General features: G+C 39.4%; 27 protein-coding genes. 11 read left to right on the top strand and 16 right to left on the bottom strand.

Features of this window, described 5'->3' with window-relative positions; all coding sequences use genetic code 11:
• Positions 1-102: 102 nt before the first annotated feature.
• On the top strand, positions 103-951 hold the full coding sequence (locus H6G59_RS11630; RefSeq protein WP_190714562.1) for a M28 family peptidase: 849 nt from the start codon (positions 103-105) through the stop codon (positions 949-951).
• 109 nt (positions 952-1,060) lie between these two features.
• On the opposite strand, the gene arsJ is transcribed toward H6G59_RS11630, so the two are convergent.
• The 8 genes from arsJ to H6G59_RS11590 form a co-directional block, all read right to left on the bottom strand.
• Positions 1,061-2,323: an organoarsenical effux MFS transporter ArsJ gene (gene arsJ, locus H6G59_RS11625; RefSeq protein WP_190714560.1), complete on the bottom strand. Its 1,263-nt coding sequence runs from the start codon at positions 2,321-2,323 to the stop codon at positions 1,061-1,063.
• A gap of 116 nt (positions 2,324-2,439) precedes the next feature.
• The gene (locus tag H6G59_RS11620; RefSeq protein ID WP_190714558.1) at positions 2,440-3,456 is read right to left on the bottom strand and encodes an ArsJ-associated glyceraldehyde-3-phosphate dehydrogenase; all 1,017 of its coding nucleotides are present in this window, start codon (positions 3,454-3,456) and stop codon (positions 2,440-2,442) included.
• 1 nt (position 3,457) lies between these two features.
• A complete protein-coding gene (locus H6G59_RS11615) occupies positions 3,458-4,507 on the bottom strand; it encodes a phosphate ABC transporter substrate-binding protein PstS family protein (protein WP_190714556.1) in 1,050 nt (349 codons plus the stop codon).
• Between the two features lie 155 nt (positions 4,508-4,662).
• Positions 4,663-4,977, bottom strand: a complete 315-nt coding sequence (locus H6G59_RS11610) for an ArsR/SmtB family transcription factor (protein WP_190714554.1) — start codon at positions 4,975-4,977, stop codon at positions 4,663-4,665.
• Positions 4,978-5,258: 281 nt separating this feature from the next.
• Complete coding sequence (locus H6G59_RS11605) at positions 5,259-5,534, bottom strand: hypothetical protein (protein ID WP_190714552.1); 276 nt, start codon at positions 5,532-5,534, stop codon at positions 5,259-5,261.
• Positions 5,512-5,805 (bottom strand): BrnT family toxin, encoded by a 294-nt coding sequence (locus tag H6G59_RS11600; protein WP_190714818.1) that lies wholly within the window; start codon positions 5,803-5,805, stop codon positions 5,512-5,514. The genes H6G59_RS11605 and H6G59_RS11600 overlap by 23 nt, the downstream gene beginning before the upstream one ends.
• Before the next feature lie 21 nt (positions 5,806-5,826).
• Entirely contained in the window at positions 5,827-7,035 is a 1,209-nt protein-coding gene (locus tag H6G59_RS11595) for an aspartate aminotransferase (RefSeq protein ID WP_190714550.1), read from the bottom strand.
• 163 nt (positions 7,036-7,198) lie between these two features.
• Positions 7,199-8,347, bottom strand: a complete 1,149-nt coding sequence (locus H6G59_RS11590) for an iron-containing alcohol dehydrogenase family protein (RefSeq protein ID WP_190714549.1) — start codon at positions 8,345-8,347, stop codon at positions 7,199-7,201.
• A gap of 141 nt (positions 8,348-8,488) precedes the next feature.
• On the opposite strand from H6G59_RS11590, the gene H6G59_RS11585 reads away from it, so the two are divergent.
• On the top strand, positions 8,489-8,719 hold the full coding sequence (locus H6G59_RS11585) for a hypothetical protein (RefSeq protein ID WP_190714829.1): 231 nt from the start codon (positions 8,489-8,491) through the stop codon (positions 8,717-8,719).
• Here H6G59_RS11585 and H6G59_RS11580 read toward each other — a convergent pair.
• On the bottom strand, positions 8,706-9,230 hold the full coding sequence (locus tag H6G59_RS11580; protein ID WP_190714547.1) for a Ycf51 family protein: 525 nt from the start codon (positions 9,228-9,230) through the stop codon (positions 8,706-8,708). The genes H6G59_RS11585 and H6G59_RS11580 overlap by 14 nt on opposite strands.
• A gap of 200 nt (positions 9,231-9,430) precedes the next feature.
• Here H6G59_RS11580 and H6G59_RS11575 point away from each other — a divergent pair, with 200 nt between their 5' ends.
• Positions 9,431-10,318 carry a competence protein CoiA family protein gene (locus H6G59_RS11575; RefSeq protein WP_190714544.1) on the top strand — a complete coding sequence of 296 codons (888 nt, stop codon included), beginning with the start codon at positions 9,431-9,433 and terminating at the stop codon, positions 10,316-10,318.
• Between the two features lie 217 nt (positions 10,319-10,535).
• Here the strand turns inward: H6G59_RS11575 and H6G59_RS11570 are convergent, their stop codons facing one another.
• Both H6G59_RS11570 and H6G59_RS11565 read right to left on the bottom strand, forming a co-directional pair.
• Positions 10,536-11,843: an O-antigen ligase family protein gene (locus H6G59_RS11570; protein ID WP_190714542.1), complete on the bottom strand. Its 1,308-nt coding sequence runs from the start codon at positions 11,841-11,843 to the stop codon at positions 10,536-10,538.
• On the bottom strand, positions 11,825-12,667 hold the full coding sequence (locus H6G59_RS11565) for a YaaW family protein (RefSeq protein WP_190714541.1): 843 nt from the start codon (positions 12,665-12,667) through the stop codon (positions 11,825-11,827). The genes H6G59_RS11570 and H6G59_RS11565 overlap by 19 nt, the downstream gene beginning before the upstream one ends.
• A 118-nt stretch (positions 12,668-12,785) precedes the next feature.
• On the opposite strand from H6G59_RS11565, the gene H6G59_RS11560 reads away from it, so the two are divergent.
• The 4 genes from H6G59_RS11560 (at position 12,786) to H6G59_RS11545 (ending at position 16,973) form a co-directional block, all read left to right on the top strand.
• Entirely contained in the window at positions 12,786-13,850 is a 1,065-nt protein-coding gene (locus H6G59_RS11560; protein WP_190714539.1) for an NAD(P)/FAD-dependent oxidoreductase, read from the top strand.
• Between the two features lie 726 nt (positions 13,851-14,576).
• On the top strand, positions 14,577-14,954 hold the full coding sequence (locus H6G59_RS11555; protein ID WP_190714537.1) for a hypothetical protein: 378 nt from the start codon (positions 14,577-14,579) through the stop codon (positions 14,952-14,954).
• 676 nt (positions 14,955-15,630) lie between these two features.
• Positions 15,631-16,020, top strand: coding sequence for an STAS/SEC14 domain-containing protein (locus H6G59_RS11550; protein WP_190714535.1), 390 nt, complete (start codon positions 15,631-15,633; stop codon positions 16,018-16,020).
• Between the two features lie 53 nt (positions 16,021-16,073).
• A complete protein-coding gene (locus tag H6G59_RS11545) occupies positions 16,074-16,973 on the top strand; it encodes a bestrophin family protein (RefSeq protein ID WP_190714533.1) in 900 nt (299 codons plus the stop codon).
• Between the two features lie 128 nt (positions 16,974-17,101).
• On the opposite strand, the gene H6G59_RS11540 is transcribed toward H6G59_RS11545, so the two are convergent.
• Entirely contained in the window at positions 17,102-17,488 is a 387-nt protein-coding gene (locus H6G59_RS11540; RefSeq protein WP_190714531.1) for an Hpt domain-containing protein, read from the bottom strand.
• A gap of 86 nt (positions 17,489-17,574) precedes the next feature.
• Positions 17,575-18,267, bottom strand: a complete 693-nt coding sequence (rppA, locus tag H6G59_RS11535) for a two-component system response regulator RppA (protein ID WP_190714529.1) — start codon at positions 18,265-18,267, stop codon at positions 17,575-17,577.
• Positions 18,268-18,322: 55 nt separating this feature from the next.
• Between rppA and hisG the strand changes: the two genes are divergently transcribed.
• A complete protein-coding gene (gene hisG / locus H6G59_RS11530; RefSeq protein WP_127056753.1) occupies positions 18,323-18,955 on the top strand; it encodes an ATP phosphoribosyltransferase in 633 nt (210 codons plus the stop codon).
• A 222-nt stretch (positions 18,956-19,177) separates the two neighbouring features.
• Here hisG and H6G59_RS11525 read toward each other — a convergent pair whose 3' ends face one another.
• Both H6G59_RS11525 and H6G59_RS11520 read right to left on the bottom strand, forming a co-directional pair.
• Positions 19,178-19,393, bottom strand: coding sequence for a hypothetical protein (locus H6G59_RS11525; RefSeq protein WP_127056752.1), 216 nt, complete (start codon positions 19,391-19,393; stop codon positions 19,178-19,180).
• A gap of 205 nt (positions 19,394-19,598) precedes the next feature.
• Positions 19,599-20,030, bottom strand: coding sequence for a Fur family transcriptional regulator (locus H6G59_RS11520; protein ID WP_190714527.1), 432 nt, complete (start codon positions 20,028-20,030; stop codon positions 19,599-19,601).
• Between the two features lie 180 nt (positions 20,031-20,210).
• Between H6G59_RS11520 and H6G59_RS11515 the strand changes: the two genes are divergently transcribed.
• From H6G59_RS11515 to H6G59_RS11505, 3 genes are all read left to right on the top strand, one after another.
• Positions 20,211-20,744 (top strand): peroxiredoxin, encoded by a 534-nt coding sequence (locus tag H6G59_RS11515; RefSeq protein ID WP_190714525.1) that lies wholly within the window; start codon positions 20,211-20,213, stop codon positions 20,742-20,744.
• Positions 20,745-21,128: 384 nt separating this feature from the next.
• Positions 21,129-22,484, top strand: coding sequence for a glutathione-disulfide reductase (gor, locus tag H6G59_RS11510; protein WP_190714523.1), 1,356 nt, complete (start codon positions 21,129-21,131; stop codon positions 22,482-22,484).
• 61 nt (positions 22,485-22,545) lie between these two features.
• A complete protein-coding gene (locus H6G59_RS11505) occupies positions 22,546-24,426 on the top strand; it encodes an ABC transporter ATP-binding protein (RefSeq protein ID WP_190714521.1) in 1,881 nt (626 codons plus the stop codon).
• Between the two features lie 301 nt (positions 24,427-24,727).
• Here H6G59_RS11505 and dnaK read toward each other — a convergent pair whose 3' ends face one another.
• Positions 24,728-26,638 carry a molecular chaperone DnaK gene (gene dnaK, locus H6G59_RS11500; protein ID WP_190714520.1) on the bottom strand — a complete coding sequence of 637 codons (1,911 nt, stop codon included), beginning with the start codon at positions 26,636-26,638 and terminating at the stop codon, positions 24,728-24,730.
• Positions 26,639-26,959: the final 321 nt, after the last annotated feature.

Below are 26,959 nucleotides of genomic sequence, written 5' to 3'. Positions count from 1 at the left end.
TTTTAGCTTGAGGCGCTACTTGCTTGCACTAGGATAGCATTTGAAGAGAGAGAACAGGGAACTCTTAACAGGTAAGAATTTTATTAATCACTAATCACTACTTTGAATTTAAAACTGCGGTTACAAAATCACCTTCAGCACATAGCGAGAGAACGCGATCCATATATGGCGACTGCGGGTCATTTCTTTGTTCAAGAATACATTCGCCAACAATTTGCACAATGGGGAAGTGTGGAAATCCACACCTTTCAAGTAGGAAGTAAGAGGTGTGAAAACTTGATTTTAAATTTACCCGCTGCCGCCGAAAAGCAAAAGACAGATTTACCACCTATTTTAATTGGCGCTCACTATGATGGCGTACCTGGTACAGTAGCAGCTGATGATAACGCTACAGGTGTGGCAGTTTTATTAGAATTTGCCAGAAGTTTTGCTGGGCAACCAGCCAGATATCCTTTGCGACTAGTTGCTTTTGATATGGAAGAATATGGCTTACTGGGTAGTGCTGATTATGCAGCTTTGTTACGCGAGCAAAAGCAACGTATACGCCTGATGATATCTTTGGAAATGTTGGGATATCGAGACTTTACTGCTGGTTCTCAAAAATACCCATCGCCTCTAGAACTTTTTTATCCAAATTCTGGTGATTTTATTGCTTTAATTGGCAATTTTCGGACTTTGGCTGATTTAATCAGTCTAAGTAGGAGTATTCGTCAAGTGGGAGTATCTAGTCAGTGGCTACCGACACCAAACCGGGGTTTAATGGTTCCCCAAACTCGACTTAGTGATCATGCACCTTTTTGGGACGGAGGTTATCCAGCGATGATGGTGACGGATACTGCTTTCATGCGGAATCCTCATTATCACAAACCGAGTGACACTATTGCGACTTTGGATTTAGATTTTTTAACAGGTGTATGTAAGGGTTTGGAAATGGGTATTAGGCGGTTATGAGAAATTAAAGAAGATGGGATTTGGATTATCATATGAATTACGAATTACGTTAGCGTTCGCGTAGCGTGCCGTAGGCATAGCTCCTCTGAAAGAGGCATTACGAATTATTTTAATCACCGTCGCCGGCTTTCCACGCAATATTTTGACTCGGTTTGGGATTTGGTAATTTCAGAGAAACTAAAGCTGCTGCTAAAACAAAAAATGCTGATGTCCACAGACAACCGACTAAACCTGAGAACTGATAAACTAAACCGGATAATACTGTACCTGCGAGACGACCACCAGAGTTAGCCATATAATAAAAACCAACATTTAAGGCTACCTTGTCATCATCGGTAAATGCTAATACTAGATAGGAATGAACTGCGGAATTGAAAGCAAATACCACGCCAAATATGAGGAGTCCACCAATAATTACTAGATTAGCAGGTAAACCGATTTGGAGAGCAAGTGCGATCGCACAGGGAACAGCAGTTAAAGTAAAAGTCCAAAATTGAATAGTCTGAGATTGTGGTGGACGGCCGGAACCAAACCGTTGTATCAAAGTTGGTGCTAAAAATTGAATAATTCCGTAACCGATTACCCAACAAGCCAAAAACCCTCCCACCTGATAAAAAGACCAACCCAAACTCTCACGCAAAAACACCGGTAAAGCCACCACAAACCACACATCTCTCGAACCAAAAAGAAAGAATCTAGCCGCAGACAAAATATTAATTTCTTTGCTTTTAGAAAACAGTTGACTAAACTTAACCTTCTTCTTGATTTTGCCCATTCCCTTTGGCAACATCAACCCAGTGAACATAATTAAAAATAGTCCACCAGCCATTATTAACAGGGCATTCACAAACCCAAATAAAGCTAAAATTGCACTACCAACAAAAAATCCAACCCCCTTCAAAGCATTTTTAGAACCCGTTAAAACTGCTACCCATTTAAACAAAGAAGATTGAGCATCTTGAGGAACTACCAAACGAATAGCACTTTTAGTACTCATCTTAGTTAAGTCTTTCGCAATTCCTGAAAAAGCCTGTGCAACCATCACATAAAGAACTGCAACCCACTGTACCCAATTAGGATTTAACCAAGACAACATCACCAAAGAGAAAATTTGTAAACCAATACCTGTGTAAAGAGTAACTTTCAATCCAAATTGCGAACCAATCCAACCGCCTAAAAAATTTGTAACAATACCAAAAACTTCATAAAACAGAAACAGAGAGGCAATTTGCAGAGGTGTATAACCAATTTTATTAAAATAAAGCAACACCAACATTCGCAAAGCACCATCAGTAATAGTGAAACCCCAATAAGCTAAAGTAACTAAAGCGTAGTTCTTTAAATTAGCACTAGAACTGGTAGTAGAAGCCATGATTAAAAATTCACTAAAAAATTTACAATGCCAAATCTTAAACTCTTACTCTCCGCGTCTCTGCGTGAAAAAAAATCTTTGTGGGGTAGAAACAAAATTCCACCCCTTCCAAACCATTATTTCTGCAAACTTAAAGCCACTTTTCGTGCTAATTCCACCATGCGATTAGCATAACCCCATTCATTGTCATACCAAGCCAGAATTTTCACTTGAGTTTCATCTACAACCATTGTGGAAAGGGCATCAATAATTGAAGAACGAGGATCATCTTTATAATCAATTGACACTAAAGGACGTTCTTCATAACCCAAAATTCCTTTTAATGGTTCTTGTTCAGAAGCTGTTTTCAACAAACCATTAATTTCTGCTACAGTTGTCTGGCGAACAACTTCAAATACACAATCTGTTAAAGAAGCATTTAACAAAGGTACACGCACTGCTAAACCATTCAATTTACCATTTAATTCTGGATAAATTAACCCGATAGCTGTAGCTGAACCTGTGCTAGTAGGAATTAATGACATACTTGTAGCCCTAGCGCGACGCAAATCTTTATGAGGTGCATCGACTATAGTTTGAGTATTAGTATTGTCATGAATTGTGGTAATTATTCCATGCTTAATTCCTAAGCCTTCATGAATTACTTTTACCACTGGGGCTAAACAGTTTGTAGTGCAAGAAGCAGCAGTTAATAAATGATGTTGTTCAGGTTGATAAAGGTGATCATTTACACCGATGACAATATTTAAAGCTTCTTCTTTTACTGGTGCAGCAACAATGACTTTCTGCACACCTCTTTTAAAATAATGTTCTAGGGAAGCGGGTGTTCTAAACTTACCAGAACATTCCAAAACTATATCAACACCAAAGTCTTCCCAAGGAACTTCACCTGGTAGAGAATATTCACTAAAACTCAGGGATTTACCATCAATCAAAACTTGGTTTTCTACAGCTTCAACTTCCGGTTTCCAGCGTCCATGTACAGAATCAAATTTGAGCAAGTGCGCTGCTGCTTCTGCACCACCTTTAGTTTCATTAATATGTACAAATTCTAGTTCTTTCCAACCCCAAGCAGCCCGGAGATTAAGCCTTCCTATGCGACCAAATCCATTGATTCCTACACGAATTGCCATGTTAAAAATCCTTTTGTTTACGCAATAATTCTCCCAGTGTCAAGTCAAATTGCGACTTTCCAGCAAATACTGTTCCTATTTTGCCTTTGTATAAGTGAACGTAATCAAGTTTGTAAGCTTCCTCTGCTAAAGGAACATAGCCGACAGAAATAGCTGTAGTTGCTGCTTTTTTAATGTAGAAGTCTGCAAACTTGTAGACTACACTTTTGTTTTTGCTAGACCAAAGATTGACATATATAAATAAGGGTCGAGAAAGTGGTTGATACTTGGCTTTTTCTACTGTTTCTCGTGATGGTAAAACAGCCCCTTTGCCGTTATTAACTGCTACGACTTTTAATTTATCTTTGTTTTCTTCGTAGTAAGCATAGCCAAAGTAACCCAATGCATCAGGGTCTTTATTAATACCTGCAACTAACACTTCATCATCTTCGCTGGCTGTGTAATCTTTGCGGCTGACTTTGGCTTTACCAACAACTGCTTCGGTAAAATAGTCAAAGGTTCCGGATTTATCGCCAGCACCGTATAATTTAATTGGGCGGTCTGGCCAAGAAGCGCGTACTTGGTTCCAACGGGTAATTTTTCCTTCAGCTTCTGGTTCCCATATCTTTTTTAGTTCGGCTACTGTAATGTCTTTTGCCCAGTTGTTTTGGGGGTTAACAGCTACGGTTAGGGCATCAAAGGCAATGGGTAATTCTATATAGGGAACGCCATTTTTTTTACAAGCTGCCATCTCTGTCTCGGTAATCGGCCGAGAGGCGTTACTGATGTCTGTTTTTCCAGTGCAGAATTTTTCAAAACCTCCGCTAGTCCCGGAAATGCTGACTTTTACTTGGGCGTTATTTTTGGAGTCGGCTTGAAACTCTTTAGCGATCGCTTGGGTAATCGGATAAACTGTACTAGAACCATCTATTTTGATGATTGTGACCTTTGCTGAATCAGTCACTTGTGTTGCTTGTTGAGTTTGAATTGATGAGTTGGATGTACTGGCACAGCTAGTCACAAATGTAAACATCCCAACCGTTAAAGCCAATTTAGTCGCTGTTGTTTTCACTGACCTGACCTGTATTGCTGATCCTAACAGTATTTCTCTATCATTTCAAAAAAAATTGATATGTCAAGCACAAGGATAGCATTATATATAAAAATTAATCAAAAAAACTTGATGTATTGGATAGGAGACTCACCGTCTTGATATTATCCAGCTTGTTAATCACAGCAAGAACGAGGTGTGGACATGATATGGTTGAGGCGAAAATCTGCTAAATGTTGTTCTAAAACCTGAAATTGGGGCAAATTTAAACTGTAATAAATCCAGCGTCCTTCATGACGGGCATTAACTAAGCCAGCTTCTTTGAGTGTTTTGAGATGAAAAGACAGTTTTGATTGACTTATCTCTAAAGCATCACATAAATCACATACACAAAGTTCACGCTGACGCAGCAATTCTAGGACGCTGATTCTAATCGGGTCAGAGAGGGCATGAAAACCAGCTAAAATTGAATTGTGAGTAGCAATTGGCATTATTTGAAATTAAAAATTAAAAATTGGGTGATTGGTGATTGGTGATTGGTGATTGGTGATTGGTAATTGGTGATTGGTGATTGGTGATTGGTGATTGGTAATTGGTGATTGGTGATTGGTAATTAAGTTATTCTTAATTTTCTCCGCGTCCCCGTGTTTCCTCAATTATGACGCAGAAACTACTGCTTCTGATTGATAACAAATTCCTGCTTCTTTAAATCTTTGCAAAGCTTCACCCAAGCTATCAGCAATAAGTGGATTGAAATTGGTGTAGCAATTTACTATCTCTTAGGAATTAATTTAATTAAACTCCTTAAAGTAGAATTAACTGATTCTGAATCAGGAAAGTATTGTTTCACGTCAGGATCAAGAACAATTATATCATTTTGTTTAGGGAAATTTTCTACTGTTGTTGTCCTATCTTCATGGTGAATAGTAACACTATATCCTTCTTGATACTGTTGATAATATTTACCCCGAATAGGATTTTTTAGTTGACTTAAATCATATTCTTCTTTTAAGTCATCGTCTAATTCATATTGTATTTTCTCGTTCATAATATTTCCTTTCTTTAGGTGTAACTAATCTTGCACTAATTAACCGGATTTTATCATTACGATCTGCATAGGAAACAAATAAATATCTACCTTGATTGGATAATCCTATTATAATATAGCGATTCTCTCCTAATGAATGTTCAGGATCGTCAAAGCTGATAGATAAAGGATCATTAAATATCGAAACTGCTTCGTCAAAAGAAACACCATGTTTTTTCTGATTTAATTTAGCTTTATCTTCATCCCATTCAAATTTTAGTTCTAACTCAATTTTAACCCCTTGTATTCAAATTTATGAAGCAGAAACCGCTGCTTCTGGTTGATAGCGAATTCCAGCTTCTTTAAATCTTTGTAAAGCTTCACCCAAGCGATCGCAATCGGCAATTAAACTAATTCTCACATAGCCTTCACCACCAACACCAAAAGCATTACCAGGAGTGACAACCACACCAGTTTGCTGCAAAATATTTAAAGCAAAGTCTGTGGAATTCATGCCTACAGGACATTTTACCCATAGATACATTGTGGCTTCGGTTTTGGGAATATTCCAACCCAATTTTCCTAAACCATCAATGAGAAAATCTCGACGGGTGCGGTAACGTTGTTGGACTTCATGTAAATAAGAATCAGGAAGTTGTAAAGCTGTTTCTGCTGCTGTTTGTAAAGCGGAAAAAATGCCATAATCCAAATTGGTTTTTAAAGTCCGTAAACCTTGGATCACATGACGATTGCCGACGACAAAACCAACGCGCCAACCTGCCATATTATAAGTTTTAGAGAGGGTGTGAAACTCGACACCGATATCTTTCGCACCGGGAATTTCTAACAAGCTAGTGGGTTGATAACCATCAAAAGCTAATTCTGCATAACATAAATCATGAACTAAGAGGATTTCATACTTCCGCGCAAAAGCAACAATTTCTTCAAAGAATTCACGAGGGGCGGTGGCGGCGGTAGGATTACTGGGATAGTTGAAATAGAGGATTTTGGCTTTTCTGGCAACTTCCTCAGGAATAGCAGCTAAATCAATTAACCAGTTATTTTCTTCTTTAAGAATTAAATTGTGGATAACTCCCCCAGCAATGATGGGGCCACGAAAGTGAACAGGATAGGATGGTGAAGGTACTAAAACAGTATCACCGGGGTTGATGTAAGCGATCGCTAAATGTCCCAACCCTTCCTTAGAACCCAGCAGTGGTAAAGCCTCACTATCAGGATCAAGTACCACACCATAACGGCGATTGTACCATTTAGTAATTGCCTTGCGGAAACTCGCAGTCCCTTCAAACGGTGGATAACCGTGATTAGCAGGATTTTGCAAAGCTGCCATTGCGGCTTCTATTACAGGTTGGGGTGTGGGTCCATCCGGGTTTCCCATACCCAAATCAATCAAGTCTAACCCTTGTTCTCTAGCCTTAGCCTTTAATTCGTCCAAACGGGCAAATACATAAGGTGGCAATTTTTGTATCCGTTCTGCGGGAGTAATCCAACTCAAATTCATTCATTCACCTCGAAATAGAAATAGGGAACAGGGAAGAGGCAGGGGGCAGGGAATAGGGGAGACACGGGGACGCGGGGACGCGGAGAAAATTAAGAATAACTTAATCACTTATCACCAATCCCCAATTACCAATTACCTATTACCCATTTTTAATTTTTAATTTTTAATTTTTAATTTTTAATTGGTTTGGTGCAGTGGTAGAAACCATTGCGGCCATTAATTGTTCTAACGCCACATTAAATGGTAAACGGTGGATATCAGAATTCGGTTCTAAACTAGTTTCTGCTGCTGTTTGTAATTCGCCCAGAGTGATATTACCTAATCCCAAATCTGCTAATTTTTGGGGTAGTCCAATCTCTGCATAGAACTTCAACAATTGTTGTCTTGCTGATGCTGCTAATTGATTTCCCTGGATCATTTCTTCTAACCGCAATTGCACCAAGATGCCATAGGCGACTTTTTCCCCGTGAATGCTACCATGTCCAGCAATGTGAGTTAAGCCATTATGGACGGCATGGGCGGCAACTGTGCGACATTGTGCGCCACCAAGTCCACCAATTACACCAGCGAGTAAAACTGTTGCGTCTACCACTTCTTGCCAAACTTCGCTCCCGGTCGATTGTAAAGCAACGGCGGATTTTTGGAACAAAATATCTCGTAAAACCCGTGCTTGCTGGACTGCGGCAATAATTAGAGTTTCTTGTAAATGTCCACTACTAACTGATGCTTCATACCATTTAGCGATCGCATCCCCAATTCCTGCCACTAAAGTTCTTTGGGGTGCAGTCTGAATCAAATCATAATCCAAAATCAGCAAATCTGGACAGCGAGATAAAGCCACATCATACAAAAATGCCCCCGTTGCCGAATATACATTAGAAAGGGCAGTCCACGCCGCACAGGTAGCCGCAGAGGTGGGAATTGTCACAACTGGTAACTTCAATTGATGGGCAACTAATTTAGCCGTATCTAAAGCTTTACCACCGCCAACACCGACAATGATATCAGCCTTATGTTCCTTGGCGGCTTTGCGTAAAGCTTTCAGACTCGCTTCACAACAATCAACACCATAAGAAACTGAGACAGTATGTAATTCTTGGGATTGAAAAATAGGTTGTAAACTCTCTTGGCTAATATGGAGAGTATGGTTTCCTGACACAATAAACGGACGAGTTCCCAAACGAGCGACTTCAGACGCAACTGTGGACAACACACCCGCACCGCGAATTACTTTCCCAGGGGAAACAGTCAGGCTCAAAAATGAACTAGAGGTTTGAGTAGACAAAGTTTCAGTAGAATGTTGATTAGGCATGGTCACTATTTTGCCAAAAGTATTGATACTTCTTAATCAAATTTTAAAATAATCTTTATTGTATTATAGGTGACAAAAAAATTGTGTAATAAGGAATAGGAAAAAATATACAACAGAAGGCAGGGTGCAGGGGACGCGGAGATGGGGAGATGGGGAGATAGGGAGATGGGGAGATGGGGAGATGGGGAGATAGGGAGATGGGGAGATGGGGAGATGGGGAGATGGGGAGATGGGGAGATAGGGAGATGGGGAGATGGGGAGAATAACCTTCTAACTCTTGCCGATTCACTGTTTCCTATCACCGATTCCCTATTCCCTATTCCCTATTCCCTGTCACCTGTCACCTATTCCCTATTCCCTATGAAGCCGTAGGTTTTGGTAATGAAGCAAACTTGTCTAAATAAACTTCTACTGCCATTTCTGGGTCTTCACGGCTGGTTAAAGCGCGGTTTACTTGACCCAAGTACACGGGTACAGACAACCCTGGTTCTGAGTGGATAATGGTGCGAGCGCGGACTGTCAGTTGCTTGTTATTGCCGCTACCTAAACGACCAGGAGAATAGAGATTACTAGCTGCTTGACGTAAAGTTGCTTCTAATTGCGTGGGGGTAATTTCCGGTGCGGTTGTAATTACCGTTTGGTTAGAACCGTTGTCATAAACTAGGGTGTATTTCACAGCACCCGGAATAACTGTGCGACTCAGAGGAACGAGGGAAAGTGAAAATAACCCCGCTGTTAGTACCAGCATAAAGCCTGTTGTTCCCACCAGTCGAAAGCGAAAGCCCCATTTGAGAAGGAAAGCCAAGATTGTCAGGACTGCGAATACTATCGTCGCAATACCTGACCATTGGGTGTATTGCAGAAAATCAGCTGTACTAGGCATAAGGTTTTAATTACGGACATACCCATTTTACCTACTGTTTACACCAGTACCGCAGGAGGGGAATGAAAAATTAAAAATTGAAAATTGAAAAAAATAACTATCAGGAGCATAATTTCAGTAATGGAAGCAATAATTACTTTTATGGTTATTGAGCCAATTTTAGTATACTGGGATTGATGGTATAAATCTTATTGGTTGATATGGAAACTGTAAAATACCAATACGCTATCAACTCAACTGGTAGAACTATAAATGTTGATAACTTAATTGCTAGTTCAGAAGTCAGACGTGAACAATTCAAGTGTATATCATGCGATAATCTCCTAGTTCCTGTCTTGGGAGAAAAAAGGAGAAAGCATTTTCGCCATAAGGCAGATATTGAATGTTCTCCTGAAACTTACTTGCACAAATTGGCAAAGCTCAAATTTTACGAAATTTATAATACTTGTTTGCAAGAACATCAACCTTTTTGGATAGAAATCAGCTTTACTAAATACTGTAGCTTTTACGAGGAAGAATTTCTAGTTCCCTGCATTTTCAGTAAGGGTAAACATAAATTTGATTTAACTCAATACTTTAAAGACATTAAGTTAGAACCCAAAGATGGTTCGTTTATTCCTGACTTGCTACTTAGTAATGAAAAGGGAGAGAAAATTTTTGTAGAAATAGCAGTAACCCATAAGTCTACGCTAGAAAAAAGGCAATCAGAACAGCGTATTATTGAAATAAACATCAATAATGAACATGATATTAAGCTTATTAATGATCGGCTTTTGTCAGAAAATGATAAGATAGACTTCTGGAATTTTAGAAGGGAACAAACAAAAGATTTCTGTCATGGCATATGTATTCATAAGTTAAAAAGCAAAGTAAACTCTCATAAAAATATTGACAATAATGCTTCTCTACTATTATTTTTATATAAAAATTGTTTTTTCTGTCGCCATCATAGAATAATTGTTCATAAAGAGAAAGATATACCTATATACTGTCAATTTTTTAAACAAAGATTTCATGCAAAAGAAGCAAATAATTGTCCACATTATCTGCCAGATGATAAATTTATTCATAATTTACACTTAGTTTAAATTTCTGAAGACTAAGGGTAAGGGCTTCCCTCCCCTACACCCCACACTCTTACAATCCTCAAAAGATACGTAGCGTAACGCACCATTAATCAAGTTTAAGGTGCGTTAGGCAAAGCCGTAACGCACCCTACAAATACTTAGATTTTTTCAAAATTCAAATACTATTTCTATATTTAGGGCTGACTGAAAAAGTGGGAATAGTGCGAGGATTGTAATTTTAATTATCTATCAATTTATGACGTGATTGATATTGATAAATAACTCCGCACAATGCAGCGACAAATACCCAAGAGAGAGTATTCAAGCGAATATCAAAAGTGGTGACATCAACAGTATTAAATAATATCCAGCCGATAAAGGTGATCAAATAACTAAAGAAGATTAATCTATTTTCTGGTTCTATAGATTTAGATTTCCACAAAAGTTGACTAGCGGCAATTAATATCCAAACTAGTAAACCACAAAATAGCAAAGTAGTAATCAAACCAGTTTCCGCAGACAGCATTAAAAATAAATTGTGGGGATGATTTACATCAATTTGCATCGCTGCTTTATAGAGTCCGCTAAAACTGCGTAAACCTGAACCAGTTAAAGGATGTTGTTGAGTTAAATTAAGAGCAAATTGCCATTGAGTTTTTCGCATTAATGCTACTGGTCTATCAGGATACATATCATCATTTAACCGCGCCCAAATCACGTAGGGAACGAAGCTACGGAAAAATTGAGAAATCGGTGCTGGTGCAAAAGCTGCTAATAAAAAACTACTGGCAATACTGACAACAGTAGCAACAATTAATCGCCAACCTTTATATAAAGCATAGGCTAAACAAGCACTAATAGCGATAACCCAGCCGTTGCGAGAATTAGTTAAAATTAAGGCGATAAAATTAGCTAATACTGTAATTGTTAAGAAGATAATCCGACGATTTTTTTGCTTAAGTTGGTGATAGTTTTCTAGCCATAAACCTAAACCCAAAATGAAAATAGTTACTAAATATGCGGCTAAAGTATTAGCGTGCATGAAGTTAGCAGCCATGCGTCCTGGTGGTAATCCCCCTGGTGCAACTGTCCAATCTAAAACAATCCATAAAAACTGAACTTGGAAATTCCAACTGAAAAATAATTGCCCAAAGCCTAGTATTAAAACCGGGACAGAACCAAACACCATGATCCAAGAGATTTGTCGTAATTGGGCAGGTGTTTGAATGAGGGGAGTTAGTCCCGTAAAAAACAAAAAGAAGGGTACTAAATTGAATAAACCCAAAAAAGCCTCTAGTTTGTGAGAGGCAAATCCGGTGGTAATGAGTAGTAATATACTCAAAAAAGCAAATCCCTTGTGAATTGGGCGATCGCTAATGATATGGTATTGTTTGCGCCAAGTGAGCAATGATGCCACAACTATAGAGATACCGCCCAAAAATGGACTAATTGGGAAAGATAGTAGTCCAAATTGTAGAAAATTCCAAGGGATTTGTAAACGGGGGTTGGGATGATAAAAAGCCTTGTTCAAGCTGGCTCCCAACATTCTGCACGGGTAAGACGAATTTGCGCTAGGGTAAAGATAGTAGGGATAATTCGACCGTAGTTAGTTGCGATCGCTCTCCACCCCAAATCAGCCAAAAACCAAGTCCACATCATTGGCCCCACAATCGCAAAAATGCTGCGAACTGCACCATAACGAGCCGCACTTAAAGTCATACTTCGTCGCGCCATTTGTGCCGTTACATAGCCTTGAAACTGTTTGCTGGCTACTCCTGTTCCTGTAATTGCTGCTTGTTTAGCCGCTTGATAAGTAGCAAAATGGAGAGCAAATTGTTTGGCAATTTGTTTGAGTACAAATGGTTGGATGACAGAAGTTACAGCTAAGGCGCTACCACCTTTAAAAATTAATCCTAAAGGATCTTTTTGTAATGACAGTGGTAATGGTTTTTTAAGTTCTGATGTTAAAAGCTGTTGCTGCACTTGTGCGGTTAATTTTTGCTGTTCTTGTTCTGGTAACTTTTTCCAAACTTTTCCTAGCAGATGCAAAAATATTTCTGCTTCTAAATCGACTGTTGTTAAATTTTGATAATAGGCTATTTTCAGATACTTACAGACTTGAATTAATGTTTGTCGGTAAGTGACTTGGTAACTACGTCCCCGTAATACCGTCATCCCATCAGCTGCTAAAAAACGAAAGCGGTTTTCTATGGTGTCTAACCAAGCTTCGTGGTTTTGACTTTGCACTACGATGGGTTCTGGTGTGTGAACATAATCGAGGGGATTGAACTTACGACTAAACAGAATAGCTGTTAAGTCCTGTAGTTCCTCTTCTGTGGCTAACTCTAGTACTGGCCTCAGTTCATCCAATTTCTGATCCTCCTTTTTGTGCAGATTGTCTGTACTTTATTCTACTATCAGCTTTCGGCAGTCATAAAATCAGGATGATCTAGCCTTTCCCATTCAAAATCTAAAATCCAAAAATAGTATGACTGATATTGCCATAATTGGTGCTGGGATATCCGGTTTAGTCTGCGCCCAGCAGTTACGTCAAGCTGGTTATTCCGTGGTAGTTGTCGAAAAGTCTCGTGGTGTGGGAGGAAGAGTTGCTACACGACGTTTACAGGGAACTTGTGCTGATCATGGTGCTTGTTATATTCAGCCTCAAGGTGAATTGTTCAGCAGGTTTGTGGAGATATTGCGCGATCGCCATATTATCGAACTTTGGACAGATACTGTTGATAAATTCCACGTAGACTCAGGAGTCAGGACACAAAAAGCTGGATTATATTATGTTGCACCAGCGGGAATGAGTGCGATAGCGAAAGCGCTGACTCCAGATTTAGAAATTTTACTCCATCAGCGTGCGATCGCTCTCAACATCACCCCGGAAAATACATGGCGTATCACCCTAGAATCCAACCAAGCCGAATTAACCGCCAAAGCCGTAGTAGTCGCTATCCCCTCACCCCAAGCTTGGGATCTATTAGCACCCTTAGAAAAAACTATATTAGATGTTGAATTTTTAGATCGCCTAGGTTCTATCCAATTTGACCCTTCTATTAGTGTGATGATGGGTTATCCTGCCCATTCCCAACCTCTTCCCAACTGGAAAGCTTTAACTTTTGTTGATCATGCAGATTTAGGATGGATTGGATTCGATAGTAGCAAGCGTCTCCAATCAGAACAACCTCATTTTGTACTGCAAAGTAGTGCCAAACTTGCCCAAACTCATCTAGAAACCCCAGATTTACAACCAGTAGGACAATATATGTTAGAGAAAGCTGCTGAATCTTTAGGGCTTCCCTGGCTGAAAAATCCTGAATGGATACAAATACATCGCTGGCGTTATGCCTTTCCTCGTCTTCCTTTAGATGTAACTTGTTTATCTGCCAATACTTCCCCACCTTTAGTTTGCTGTGGTGATTGGTGTGGAGGGAATCTAGTAGCAGGAGCAATGCTCTCTGGACTTGCAGCTGCTGGTGAAATTGATCATCAACTAGATCATCTACTCCTAGAGAATTTGACACTCACCGCGCTAGAAGCAAGGTGATTCTTTATGGCTGCATATTGAGTTGTTTTCCCTTTGACTTTAAACTCTAAAACTATCATTGACGTGGAAAACTTCTACGGCATTTATACTAACACAAGTAAAGCCGCCCTGCAAGGGCGGGGCTTGTATCCTATGGTTTTTGGTCAATTTTTTAGTAAGTATTCAGGATAGAGAATAGTCCAAGTCAGGAGAATAAAGGCTTTTTTAGTCAACTTTGATGATTTTAATAAAATCTCACTTCTCTCTATTCTCCATTTCATAAGCATTCTGAACCAAAGGTCTGCGAAGCGTCTCCTGCTATAACTGATAACGCTCATCGATAAATCACCAAATCGTGTCGTCACCCAATATCCACTTCCGCAAGTATAACTAATCAACCGCATTTGACATCAATAATTGATCCCCAATAGCTTATGCTGCGTTTTATGTAGATTTTTGCCAAATTATTGTAAATTGGGAATAATTAGTTTTAAAGCTACAGAATGTCACCAATTGATTAGTCTCTTGAGTTTTTTTAGATATTTTATACTCTCATTTTAGTATAAATTAAAACTAAAATTCAGCAAAGATTAACAATCTCATATTTCGTCAGGATCAAATAGTTGATTAGGGGTGTGGAGTCTGATCCCCAAACTGCCTCTAACTGCTTATCATTACAAAATCTACATTCAGATAACTTTTTTGTAGCACCAATCATTGACTCGATTAAAAAGGAGATCATAAATTATGACAACAGCAGTCAAGTTAACACACAAATCAGTCATTGGCGAAATTGAAAGTGTTTTAGACACATATCCATACCAACCCTATCAACAAGTTTTTGCCATACCGGATTTACGCCAAGAGCTAATTTCCTTTGTTATCAATCGGCTTCCTGGATTTTACAGCGAAACTTCTGATAGTCAAACTACCCTAGCTGATGATAAAAAAGATAGCTGTTTAAATAACAAGTTATCTCGTAATCCTTTAGAACAACAATTACACCTCCAAAATTTGATTCACCAAGGCATTTTCTCGATTATCCAAGAAAAAGGAGATTCGATTAGTCATCAACTGTGTGAAACTGTTCAACTCGGTTCTCAACCTTCTCACTGGTTTGGTTAATACCTCTAAGAGGATATCTGAAAACTTTTTCGTGTGGTATCTAACACTTGTAGATCCTCCTAAATCCTCCTTAAAAAGGAGGACTTTGAGTAATTTATCCCCCCTTGGAAAGGGGGGTGAGGGGGGATCTTGATCAATTCTGATACTTCTCAGACATCCTCTAACAAGAATCGTCAGCACTCAGCGGATAACTTGTTAAGTATTGACATTTTCTCACACCAAGTTTCGGTTAATTAAACCACAGTGTAGAGACGTTATCTACAACGTCTCTACAGTTCTGTTGAATTTAATCTAACTTCATATTAGACATGGAGAAATATTTTCATGCTTCTTGCTGTAAACAGTGTATGATGGCTACTTTGGGGTAATATCATGTCCGGTTGTTCGCGTAGCGTCTCGTCAGAGATATACTTATCATTTAGGCTGACGCGGAGAATGTTTTTTGATAAGTGATTAGCCGGACATGGGATAAGAACTTAATATTTCTTAGTAAGAATATAATTAATTTAATCAGTATTTTTTTAGATGCGGCACATTTGAACTGATTCAGGGGGTTTAAGTCCCTTACTCCAACTGTTTTTAATTTTTAATTTTTAATTTTGCATCATCCTGTATACTGATTTTCATCAGTCTATGTGTATAGAAAATTTACCAATTAGCTGACGAGATGTAAAAAATGTCAACAGTGAAACTTGAAGTTCAATTATCTTTACAACACTTGCTCAAGGCTGTTGAGCAGTTGAAACAGCCAGATTTAGAGAAATTTGTATCTCAAATTATTATTTTACACGCTCACAAAAAAGCTGATAACCTGCTAAAAAATGAAGGAGAATTGTTGATCCAAACTCATCTAGATATTCCTTCTACCTTTCTAAATTATCACAATAAATTAATAGCTAAAAGAGAAGAAGAAAGACTTACAGATGAGGAATATAGAGAATTATTACACCTCAGTGAACAGATAGATAAATTACAAGCACACCGATTAGAATATTTGGCAAATTTAGCGCTTTTACATGGTATTACTTTGACTGAATTAGTGCAGAATTTAGGGTTTGGGACGTAAATTACGTCCATTCACCAAATATATTATTTAGGGTTATTGTTGAGAGTGACAGCATGAAAACTAAGAAGCTGCAAGGATTTCAAATAGCATTACAGGTTAAAGGCTCAGTCATCGGCACAATTTATAAAGATGTTCTCTGGTGTGGAGCTTTTGGTGTAGCAGTCTCGATACTTTATTATTTTAAATGGCCGGTTTCCCAACCTATTTTAGGAAGTATTATCCCCAGTATCGTATTAGGCTTATTACTAGTATTTCGTACAAACACAGCTTATGAACGGTTTTGGGAAGGTAGAAAAATTTGGGGTTCTCTAGTAAATACTACCCGAAATTTAGCCAGACAAATTTGGGTATCTGTTGATGAAATAGAACCCGGAGATAAAGATCATAAAATTGATGCTTTAAATTTACTTGTTGCTTTTTCTGTAGCGACAAAACTGCATTTACGAGGAGAAACCATAGATAGTGAATTAGAAGAATTAATAGCACATTATAAGTTTATTAAATTAAAGACTATGAATAATCCTCCCATAGAGGTGGCTTTCTGGATTGGAGATTATTTACAACAGCAATATAACCGTAATTGCATCAATAGCTACCAGTTAGCAGCTATGCAAGAATTATTAAACATTTTGGTGGATAATTTAGGGGCTAGTGAACGTATCTTAAAAACACCAATTCCTCTGGCTTATTCTATTCATCTTAAGCAATTATTATTGCTGTATTGCTTACTACTACCCTTTCAAATAGTACAAAGTCTGACTTGGTGGACTGGGTTAATTTCTGCTGTAGTTAGCTTTACTCTATTAGGTATTGAAGCTATTGGTTTAGAAATTGAAAATCCCTTTGGATACGATGCTAATGACTTGCCACTAGATATGATTTGCCGCACCATGAAACTCAATATTGACGATTTAATCAGCCTTCGTCCCAGCGTGCAGAATAGAGAAATTTAACTTATTCAGGGGGTTTAAGTAAAGAGCTTCTATAAGTAGCAAGTATGTTAGGCGAGGTTTCTCTTACAAAACTTAATTACGTATCCCTAGCGGGACTGTAGGCACTATTACGAATTACGAATTACGAATTACGAATGCTGTACCTTGCATTCCCATTGCAGTGCTGCCTCTACTTGCACGTATTCTGCCATAGCTTGAGATACCAATAACACCGCATCATTTATATTGCCATCACGTCCCAATTTTTCTAATTGCTTACAAAGTAAAGATAAGTTTTTTGCCCCCACAATCGCACTGCTGGACTTAAGAGAATGAGCTTCTAATTGGAGTGTTTTTGTATTCCCTTGAATAATCGCGTTACTAAGAGATCGCAAACGTTGAGGTGTATCTTCCAAATAAGAATCAATTATTTGAATAAATTCTTCGACGATATTATTGCAAATAGTATCTTTTAATTCGTTCAAGGCGATGGCATCAAGCACATTATTCAGCATAGCTTTAGATGTTCCATCCATAGTTTGCTAATTCCCCTATTTAAAAAACCTGCATATTTAAAAGCTGTGATTTTTCAAAAAGTAAAAATTGTTAATTGAGATTGATATTATTCAACTACTGTAGAGCCGAAACGATAGCCTTTACCGTAAACTGTATGGATCAGCGTAGATTCATTATCTACTTCAACTTTGCGACGCAATAGGCGAATTAATGCAGCGATAACATTGCTACCAGGTTGCTCTTCATCTTGCCACAAATGTTGCATTATTTGTGCATGAGTCAATAATTGTCCTACATTTTCCATTAAATATTGTAGCAGTTGGCTTTCTTTTTGAGATAGTTCAATAATTCGCCCTTGACGATAAGCGACTTGATTTTCTATATCAAGTTCTAAATCAGCTACTACTAAACGTCCTGTGGTCGTGCTGTATGACTCCAGACCAGAACGACGCAACAAAGCACGGACTCTTGCTAATAACTCCCGCAATTCAAAGGGTTTGACTAAATAATCATCTGCACCAGCATCTAAACCTTGCACACGGTCATCTAGAGTATCTTTAGCAGTGAGAAACAGCACCGGAGTAGTTTTAGCTTGGTTTCGTAATTCCTGACAAATTTCTAAGCCTGTTTTTCCAGGTAACATCCAATCTAAAATTAGTAAATCATAACTGCCTGCTTGTGCAAGTTGTCTGCCGTTTATTCCATCATAAGCAGCATCGACAATATAACCCTCACGAGCTAAGACGCGACTCAAGGGATCAGTTAATTCAACTTCATCATCGACTAATAAAATTCTCATGCTGCTTGTACTAAGCATATAATGAACCGCAAAGACAAAGACACCAAAAAAAAGAATGCTGACTGTTGCACTACCAAAAGGGGAATTACTTAAAAATAGCATCCGCCTGCTGCAATCTGTGGGATTAGACTTTAGTGCTTTTTTAGATTCCGGAACCCGTCAACTGCAAATTCCTGATGCTAGTGGACAAGCGAAGGCTCTGCTAGTAAGGGCGCAAGATGTGCCTGTCTATGTAGAATATGGTCAGGCACAGCTGGGTATTGTGGGTTATGATGTACTGAGTGAAAAAAAGCCGCAAGTTGCACAATTAGTAGATTTGCAATTTGGTTATTGTCGGATGTCAGTAGCGGTAAAAGCCTCTAGTCCTTACAAATTACCTGTAGATTTACCTGCTCACGGTCGAGTTGCTTCTAAATATGTGAATTGTGCGCGGGAATATTTTCAAAGTCTGGATTTACCTGTGGAAATAGTTCCTTTATATGGTTCAGTTGAACTAGGTCCGATTACGGGGATGTCTGAGGCGATTGTAGATATAGTTTCTACAGGACGGACTTTGAACGAAAATGGTTTGGTGGAGATTGCGACTTTGTATGAAAGTACAGCCAGGTTAATTGCTCATCCTCTCAGTTATCGGCTGAATATGGGTAATTTGCACCAATTGGTAGAACAGCTAAGAGAGGGAGTTTAAAAGTAATCAGTTATACTAACTTTCTGTGAAGATGGATAGAATAACTAGGCTTAAAACTCTTTCTATATAAGGATTTTTAACTTAAGTATTCTAGGCAAACGCACAAAAAATTAGTATAACTGTTAACTGTAGAGCCATCTTCAATCCAGGAGAAGATCAGGAGAATATGTTATTTTGTCAATCAGGTTTTTGTGGATTTTTCAAATCAACAATAGCAAAGAATTAGCGATCGCTTGAGATTTTGTCTACCACCTGGATACGGCCTCTAATAACGCGACGCAAAAGTCTATTCAGCGCTTCCTCTTCTTCTTCTTCTAGGCGCTCATCTAGAATAGCTGCCATTAATCCGTAGCGATCTGCTTTGGTCAGAACTCCAGTGTCAGCAGAAGCAGCAATGATTTCCGAAACAGCACCTGGAAGGAGCCTAATGTTAGACATGGCGGATGGCTTTAAACTCTACAACTTTAATATCCCCCGAAATCTCTACCAACGGAGTGATTGTGAAATCTATTAATTGTGAGAATTATCAGTTGTCATGGTGATAGCACGAGGGATGATTTAGTGATACGAATCACACACCTAAGTGAAAATACACCCTTTGTTAATCATGTTGCAGATTATTGCACAGATGCAGAAATCATTATTAGTCAGAAATCATATCATTACAGCCGTCACACAAACCCTGCACTGTCACTTCATAGGTTTCACCACGCAGCCCAGGACGTAGGCTCTTCATCTCTATACACTGAAAAGCTTCCCAGGCAATATCTTCAATTGCCCCACATTGATGACAGCAGAAATGATGATGGGGTTGAACATTAGCATCATAGCGAGAAACCCCCTCTTCCAGCAGTACTTCCCGCACCAAACCCACTTCTCTTAGTGCTTGCAGAGAACTATAAATCGTCGCCTGAGAGGAGACTGGAGAATCCTTATTCAAATGGGTGAGGATTTGCTCAACTGTTGGGTGATCGGTGCGAGATAGTAAATTTGCATATACCGCAAACCGCTGAGGAGTTACCCTCAAACCCTTGGACTTCAAGGTTTGAATAATTGCGTTTGCTTGTTGCTGCATACTTATAGCTGCGTTGGATTACTTCTACATTAGAGTCTAGCACATTATTGAATCAATATCAAATTTGTATTTTTAAGTTAATTAAGTATTTATAACTATTGAATTTTTACTAAATAAGAATTATTCTGAGATATGTCAGCGAAAAGCAAATTCACACATCAACATAATTAAGAGGTCAACATGGCTGTTATTGAAAAAGTTCCCAACGTTGTATTCAAAACCCGTGTCCGTGACGAGTCCATTGGTGGACCAAACCCTTTCCGTTGGCAAGATCGTACCACGCAAGAACTTTTCGCTGGTAAGCGCGTAGTTGTGTTTTCATTACCTGGGGCTTTTACTCCCACCTGTTCCACCTCACACCTGCCCCGTTATGAAGAACTCTTCAAAGACTTCAAAGCTTTAGGAGTTGATCAAGTAATTTGTATATCTGTCAATGATGCCTTTGTGATGTACCAATGGGGCAAACAACAAGGCGCTGAAAATGTATTTTTGCTTCCTGATGGTAATGGCGAATTTACCCGGAAAATGGGGATGTTAGTCGATAAGTCTAATCTAGGCTTTGGATTACGCTCTTGGCGTTATTCAATGGTGGTGAATGACGGTAAAATTGAAAAGATTTTCATTGAACCAGGTTTTGATGATAACTGTCCCACCGATCCCTTTGAAGTTTCCGATGCAGATACCATGTTGGCTTACCTAAAAGGGGCGGCTTAATTCGTAATTGCTAATTCGTAATTAATAGGTTATGGCTATAGTAATCCTATTTGATTCGTGAAAATTTTTGAGGTAGGCATTACCATTGAAGAAGGAGTCAGGAGCCAGTAGCCAGGAGTCAGAATCAATCAGTCGGTGATTGGTTACCCACAACTGAATTAAAGACCACCAAATCGTAGATTTGGTGGGGGTCTTAAACCCGGTCATTCATCCGCCACTCGCACAGAATTAATTCTGAATTCTGACTCCTGAATTCTGTTCAATAAAAAATAGATTTTCCCCAATCATTTAGGATTGCTATTAAAACCTGCAAGCATTGCGAAATTATTAATTACGAATTACAAATTATTATTTTTCATCCAAAACCTAAAATCTAAAATTGATATGACCTACGATTTTGACTTATTTGTGATTGGTGCTGGTTCAGGTGGAATTGCCACAGCCAGACGTGCAGCCGAATATGGCGCTAAAGTAGGAATTGCCGAGTTTGACAGACTAGGTGGTACTTGCGTTAATCGTGGTTGTGTCCCCAAAAAACTCATGGTTTATGCTTCTCATTTTTCTGAGTTGTTTACAGATGCTCAAGGATACGGCTGGAGTGCTGTTGAGAGTTCTGTAAATTGGGAAAAGATGATTACGGCAGTCAATAATGAAGTGATTCGCCTCAATGGGATTTATCAAGGAATGCTAGATAAGTCCAAAATTGAAGTTTTGCAGGGACATGGTAAGTTGGTTGATGCTCACACAGTGATGGTGGGAGAACGGCAAATCACCGCCGATAAAATTCTCATTGCTGTGGGTGGATATCCGGTGAAGCCAGACATTGAGGGCATCGAATACGCTATTACTTCCGATGATATTTTTAACCTGAAAGAACAGCCAAAGCGGATTGTAATTTTGGGTGGGGGTTATATTGGAACAGAATTTGCTTGTATCCTCAATGGACTCGGAACCGAAGTCACCCAGATAATTCGTGGTGAAAACATTTTGCGTGGTTTTGATGAAGATTTGCGGACTGAAATTCAGCAAGGAATGAGTAACCACGGAATTAAATTTATTACTAAATTCCAAAATATAGCAATTGAGAAAAGTGCAGAAGGCGTTAAAGTCACTGTGAGCGGGGCTGAGGGTTCAGAGGAGACGATAATTGCTGATGCTGTCAGTTTAGCTGCAACCGGTCGCAAACCAAACACCCAAAATTTGGGTTTGGAAAATACCAAAGTTCAATTGAATGATGATGGATCAATTATTGTTGATAAATACAGTTGCACAGATGAAGAAAATATCTATGCAGTCGGCGATTGTAGCAACAAAATCAACCTGACTCCAGTGGCGATTAATGAAGGACGAGCTTTAGCTGATACTGTATTTGGTGGCAAGTCTCGCACCATGAGTTATGAAAATATACCTACAGCCATATTTACCACACCAGAAGCGGCAACTGTGGGTTTGACTGAAGCAGAAGCGAGGGAACAATATGGGGAAGCAGTGAAAATTTATCGCAGTCGCTTCCGCCCGATGTACTACACCTTAGCAGGTAAAGACGAAAAAACGATGATGAAGTTGGTGGTAGATGGAAATACCGATAAGGTACTGGGAGCGCACATGGTGGGAACAAATGCCGCAGAAATTATTCAAGGGATAGCGATCGCTCTGAAGATGGGTGCAACTAAAGCTAACTTTGATGCTACAGTCGGTATCCATCCCAGTTCAGCCGAAGAATTTGTCACCATGAGATAAAATCAAAACTACGTCAATGGGGCATGGAATTATGTAAAAAAATTAATATAATGCTCTTACTATGAGCATTTATCCATCCCCGCAAAAATCTAACAAACAATACCGACGGCGTGAAAATGACTGGCGGTTGTTTTTGCGTCTAGTACCCTATGCCCGACGCAGTGGGCTACTACTGACGCTTTCAATGTCTCTGCTGATTCCCATTGCCTTAGCTAACGCCATTCAACCATTATTGATTGGACAGGCAATATCTCTGATTCGTCAAGAACCCAGCACCTATGAATTCCTCAAAAATCGCTCTCTAGGGCAAGGTTTAGCAATCCTCCAAGGATTTTTTTTGGGAGCAATGATCATCAGATTGTCACTCACAGGCATTCAAGGTTATCTGGTACAGAAACTAGGACAAAAAATCACTGCTGCAATCCGTGAGGATTTATTTCATCATGTAACATCTCTGGCAGTGCGCTTCTTTGATCGCACACCTGTAGGTAAACTAATTACTAGACTTACTAGCGATGTAGAAAGTTTAGGAGATGTATTTGCTACCGGAGCCATTGGTATCGTCTCCGATTTGTTTTCTATGCTGGTGATTATTGGTTTGATGTTTTCTCTCCAGTGGCAACTTGCTGGGTTGCTGCTGTTAATTCTCTTACCAATCACCTGGGTAATTATTTACTTTCAGCAGCAATATCGCAAAGCAAATTACAAAGCCCGCGAAGAACTGTCAAAATTAAATTCCCAATTGCAAGAAAACATTGTGGGAATTAATGTAGTCCAGTTATTCCGCAGGGAAAAATTTAATGCAGAATTGTTTCGTGCCACGAATAATCAATATGTCAAGGAATTGGATTATACAATTTGGTATGATTCTGCTGTTTCAGCAACCTTAGAATGGATTAGTCTGATTGCCATTGCTGGGGTATTGTGGATTGGTGGTTTATTGCTATTGGATAAAAATATCACTTTTGGCATTTTGTCAGCATTTATTTTATATGCCCAACAATTATTCGATCCTTTGCGGAATTTCGCCGAAAAATTCACTGTCATTCAATCTGGTTTTACTGCTGTTGAAAGAGTGAGTGATATTTTAGATGAACGCATAGAAATAAGCGATATTCTCCATCCTCAGTCTTCAATTTTGAATGTTAATCTCGGCTATATAGATGAAATAATTAATAGTCTGGAATCTCAAAACTTTACTCCCAAAGATGAACTTGGAGAAATTCGTTTTGAACACGTCTGGTTTGCATACAAAGACGATGATTATGTAATTAAAGACTTAGACTTTATCATTCATCCAGGGGAAAAAATAGCTTTAGTCGGTCCCACAGGTGCAGGTAAAAGTTCTATTATCCGGCTTTTGTGTCGTCTTTATGAACCCACACAAGGACGCATTCTCATTGATGGCGTAGATATCCGTGACATACCCCAAGCCGAACTGCGGCGTTATATGGCAGTGATTTTGCAAGAAGCCTTTTTGTTTGCTGGTGATGTTAAAAGTAACATTACTTTAGGAGATAGCTACACATTGGACGAGATTCAACAAGCTGCCGAAAAAACTAATGTTGCTGAATTTATTGATCAATTACCTCACGGCTATGATACTCAATTAAGAGAACGAGGGACAAATATTTCTAGTGGACAAAAACAACTTTTAGCCTTTGCTCGTGCGGCAATTCGTAACCCACAAATTTTAGTATTAGATGAAGCTACAGCCAGTTTAGATGTAGGAACAGAAGCCTTAGTTCAACAGGCATTAAATCAGCTTTTAACAAAACGGACGGCGATTATTATTGCTCACCGTTTGTCAACAATTCGCAATGTAGACCGGATTTTTGTTTTGAAGCGTGGGGAATTAATCGAGCAGGGAAGCCATGAACAATTGATAGAACAAGGAGGACTTTACGCCACATTGCATAACTTGCAGATGTTGGGGACTTAGGAGACGCAAAGATGGGGAGATGGGGAGATGGGGAGATAGGGAGACACGGGGACGCGGTGACGCGGAGATTCATTTGTGGTTTTAATTAAGTGAATTGATAAGTACCTGAGCAAAATTAATTGCATATTTTTGGGGAAAACAGAAATCTCTGAATTTCTTATCTGTTCCCTGTTCCCTGTTCCCTGTTCCCTCTGATCAATGTGAAATTTATTTTGTATGACTACTTATAAAAAATACCCACCCAGAAAAAGATCTGAATGGGTAATAAAAAAGGGAGCAATTAAACCCCCCAAGAATTGAATTATTTGCTTTCAGTGAAATCCGCATCAATCACATCATCACCACTGCCAGAAGGAGGAGTAGAACCGCCGGAGGGAGGTTCAGCACCAGCAGCATCACCAGCACCAGCACCAGCTTGTTGATAGATGTTACTACCAACAGCAAATAGTGCTTGTTGCAATTCTGGTGTCAGCTTCTTAATTAGCTCATCATCTTCCTTAGCCACTGCTTCCCGCAGTTCTTTTACCAAACCTTCGATTTTGGTTTTATCAGCTTCGGGAACTTTATCACCCAATTCTTGCAACTGTTTTTCAGCTTGGTATGCTAGAGAATCGGCTTGGTTCTTGCGTTCAATTTTCTCACGGCGTTCTTTGTCGCTAGAAGCGTTTTGTTCGGCTTCGCGCACCATGCGGTCAACATCATTTTTATCCAAGGTGGAAGCGCCAGTAATGCTGATAGATTGTTCTTTACCAGTGCCTTTATCCTTAGCGGTGACGTTGAGGATACCGTTTGCGTCAATATCAAAGGTAACTTCAATTTGAGGTACGCCACGAGGTGCGGGGGGAATACCATCTAAACGGAAGGTTCCCAAACTCTTGTTATCGTTGGAAAATTCCCGTTCCCCTTGGAGGACGTGAATTTCTACGTTAGTTTGACCGTCTACAGCAGTCGAGAAGACTTCTGATTTTTTGGTAGGAATTGTGGTGTTGCGAGGAATAATCTTGGTCATCACACCACCCAAGGTTTCTACACCCAAGGATAGAGGTGATACGTCTAACAGCAAGATACCTGTAACGTCACCAGCCAACACACCTGCTTGAATAGCGGCACCAACTGCTACTACTTCATCAGGGTTAACAGTTTGGTTTGGTTCTTTACCTAGAACCCGCTTAACTACATCTTGGACTGCGGGAATACGGGTGGAACCACCAACTAAGACAACTTCATCAATATTGCTCTTGTTTAACTTGGCATCTCTAAGAGCATTTTCTACGGGGATGCGGCAACGGTCAATTAAGTCGGAGCAAAGTTCTTCAAATGTGGCGCGAGTTAGAGTTGTGTCTAAGTGCTTGGGACCGTCCTGGGTAGCGGTGATAAATGGTAGGTTGATTTCTGCTTGGGTAACGCTAGAAAGTTCTATTTTGGCTTTTTCTGCGGCTTCAGTCAGACGTTGTAACGCTTGTTTGTCTTTTCTGAGGTCAATACCTTCAGCTTTTCTAAATTGTTCAGCTAAGAAGTCAACTATTTTTTTATCGAAGTCGTCACCACCAAGGTGAGTATCTCCAGATGTAGCTAGTACTTCAAATACGCCATCACCTACTTCTAGTACAGATACGTCGAATGTACCACCACCAAGGTCAAATACGAGGATGGTTTCGTTGCTCTTTTTATCAAAGCCATAAGCCAAGGAAGCGGCTGTGGGTTCGTTGATAATCCGCAGAACTTCAATCCCGGCAATTTTACCAGCGTCTTTGGTGGCTTGGCGTTGGGAGTCGTTGAAATATGCAGGAACGGTGATTACTGCTTGGGTAACGGTTTCACCCAGATATTTACTAGCGTCTTCTACTAGTTTGCGGAGGACTTGTGCGGAAATTTCTTCGGGAGAAAATTGTTTGCCAGCGCCTGGAGAGTCTAGTTTAACGTTACCGCCACTGCTGAGGACTTTGTAAGATACTTCTGTAGTTTCCTTGGTAACTTCGTCATAACGACGACCGATGAAACGTTTAACCGAATAGAAGGTATTTTCGGGGTTCATCACCGCTTGACGTTTAGCGATTTGACCAACCAAGCGATCGCCATTTTTGGCAAATGCCACTACTGATGGTGTTGTCCGAAAGCCTTCTGCATTGGCGATTACAGTGGGTTTACCACCTTCCATTACTGCTACGCAGGAGTTTGTCGTACCTAAGTCAATTCCAACTACTTTTGCCATTTTATTTTTTTGACTCCGTATAACTACAAATGAATGGGATTATAAAGGACTAAATTGTGAACTAACTGATTCAAAAAAGCAGTCCGTTCAGCATGGTTTAGCTTTTCTGAGCTTGAAACCGCAAGTTATGCTGATATATATACTGAACTTGTGTAGCCAGTCCATGAAGGGTGGTTTCCCGAACCTTGAACAGGACGGTTAATTTTAAAGTTTGTTTTTAGTTGGTTCATGGATCAATTTGCTGTCACTCTGACTAATGTAGGAGAATTAATACGTTCAGGAATTGGGGTGAACCGTAATCTCAAAGTCGTATTTGCCGTC

It is taken from the genome of Anabaena lutea FACHB-196 (assembly GCF_014698305.1).
GTDB lineage: Bacteria > Cyanobacteriota > Cyanobacteriia > Cyanobacteriales > Nostocaceae > Anabaena > Anabaena lutea.
Note: the sequence above shows the minus strand (reverse complement) of the source record. Positions and strands in the feature narration are given on the sequence as shown.

Bases quoted from the DNA above. Each gene is read 5' to 3' on its own strand.
- arsJ (WP_190714560.1), bottom strand. From the start codon at position 2,323: ATGGCTTCTACTACCAGTTCTAGTGCTAATTTAAAGAACTACGCTTTA.
- H6G59_RS11620 (WP_190714558.1), bottom strand. From the start codon at position 3,456: ATGGCAATTCGTGTAGGAATCAATGGATTTGGTCGCATAGGAAGGCTT.
- H6G59_RS11610 (WP_190714554.1), bottom strand. From the start codon at position 4,977: ATGCCAATTGCTACTCACAATTCAATTTTAGCTGGTTTTCATGCCCTC.
- H6G59_RS11605 (WP_190714552.1), bottom strand. From the start codon at position 5,534: ATGAACGAGAAAATACAATATGAATTAGACGATGACTTAAAAGAAGAA.
- H6G59_RS11595 (WP_190714550.1), bottom strand. From the start codon at position 7,035: ATGAATTTGAGTTGGATTACTCCCGCAGAACGGATACAAAAATTGCCA.
- H6G59_RS11590 (WP_190714549.1), bottom strand. From the start codon at position 8,347: ATGCCTAATCAACATTCTACTGAAACTTTGTCTACTCAAACCTCTAGT.
- H6G59_RS11585 (WP_190714829.1), top strand. From the start codon at position 8,489: ATGGGGAGATGGGGAGATAGGGAGATGGGGAGATGGGGAGATGGGGAG.
- H6G59_RS11580 (WP_190714547.1), bottom strand. From the start codon at position 9,230: ATGCCTAGTACAGCTGATTTTCTGCAATACACCCAATGGTCAGGTATT.
- H6G59_RS11575 (WP_190714544.1), top strand. From the start codon at position 9,431: ATGGAAACTGTAAAATACCAATACGCTATCAACTCAACTGGTAGAACT.
- H6G59_RS11570 (WP_190714542.1), bottom strand. From the start codon at position 11,843: ATGTTGGGAGCCAGCTTGAACAAGGCTTTTTATCATCCCAACCCCCGT.
- H6G59_RS11560 (WP_190714539.1), top strand. From the start codon at position 12,786: ATGACTGATATTGCCATAATTGGTGCTGGGATATCCGGTTTAGTCTGC.
- H6G59_RS11555 (WP_190714537.1), top strand. From the start codon at position 14,577: ATGACAACAGCAGTCAAGTTAACACACAAATCAGTCATTGGCGAAATT.
- H6G59_RS11550 (WP_190714535.1), top strand. From the start codon at position 15,631: ATGTCAACAGTGAAACTTGAAGTTCAATTATCTTTACAACACTTGCTC.
- H6G59_RS11545 (WP_190714533.1), top strand. From the start codon at position 16,074: ATGAAAACTAAGAAGCTGCAAGGATTTCAAATAGCATTACAGGTTAAA.
- H6G59_RS11540 (WP_190714531.1), bottom strand. From the start codon at position 17,488: ATGGATGGAACATCTAAAGCTATGCTGAATAATGTGCTTGATGCCATC.
- rppA (WP_190714529.1), bottom strand. From the start codon at position 18,267: ATGAGAATTTTATTAGTCGATGATGAAGTTGAATTAACTGATCCCTTG.
- hisG (WP_127056753.1), top strand. From the start codon at position 18,323: ATGCTGACTGTTGCACTACCAAAAGGGGAATTACTTAAAAATAGCATC.
- H6G59_RS11525 (WP_127056752.1), bottom strand. From the start codon at position 19,393: ATGTCTAACATTAGGCTCCTTCCAGGTGCTGTTTCGGAAATCATTGCT.
- H6G59_RS11520 (WP_190714527.1), bottom strand. From the start codon at position 20,030: ATGCAGCAACAAGCAAACGCAATTATTCAAACCTTGAAGTCCAAGGGT.
- H6G59_RS11515 (WP_190714525.1), top strand. From the start codon at position 20,211: ATGGCTGTTATTGAAAAAGTTCCCAACGTTGTATTCAAAACCCGTGTC.
- gor (WP_190714523.1), top strand. From the start codon at position 21,129: ATGACCTACGATTTTGACTTATTTGTGATTGGTGCTGGTTCAGGTGGA.
- H6G59_RS11505 (WP_190714521.1), top strand. From the start codon at position 22,546: ATGAGCATTTATCCATCCCCGCAAAAATCTAACAAACAATACCGACGG.
- dnaK (WP_190714520.1), bottom strand. From the start codon at position 26,638: ATGGCAAAAGTAGTTGGAATTGACTTAGGTACGACAAACTCCTGCGTA.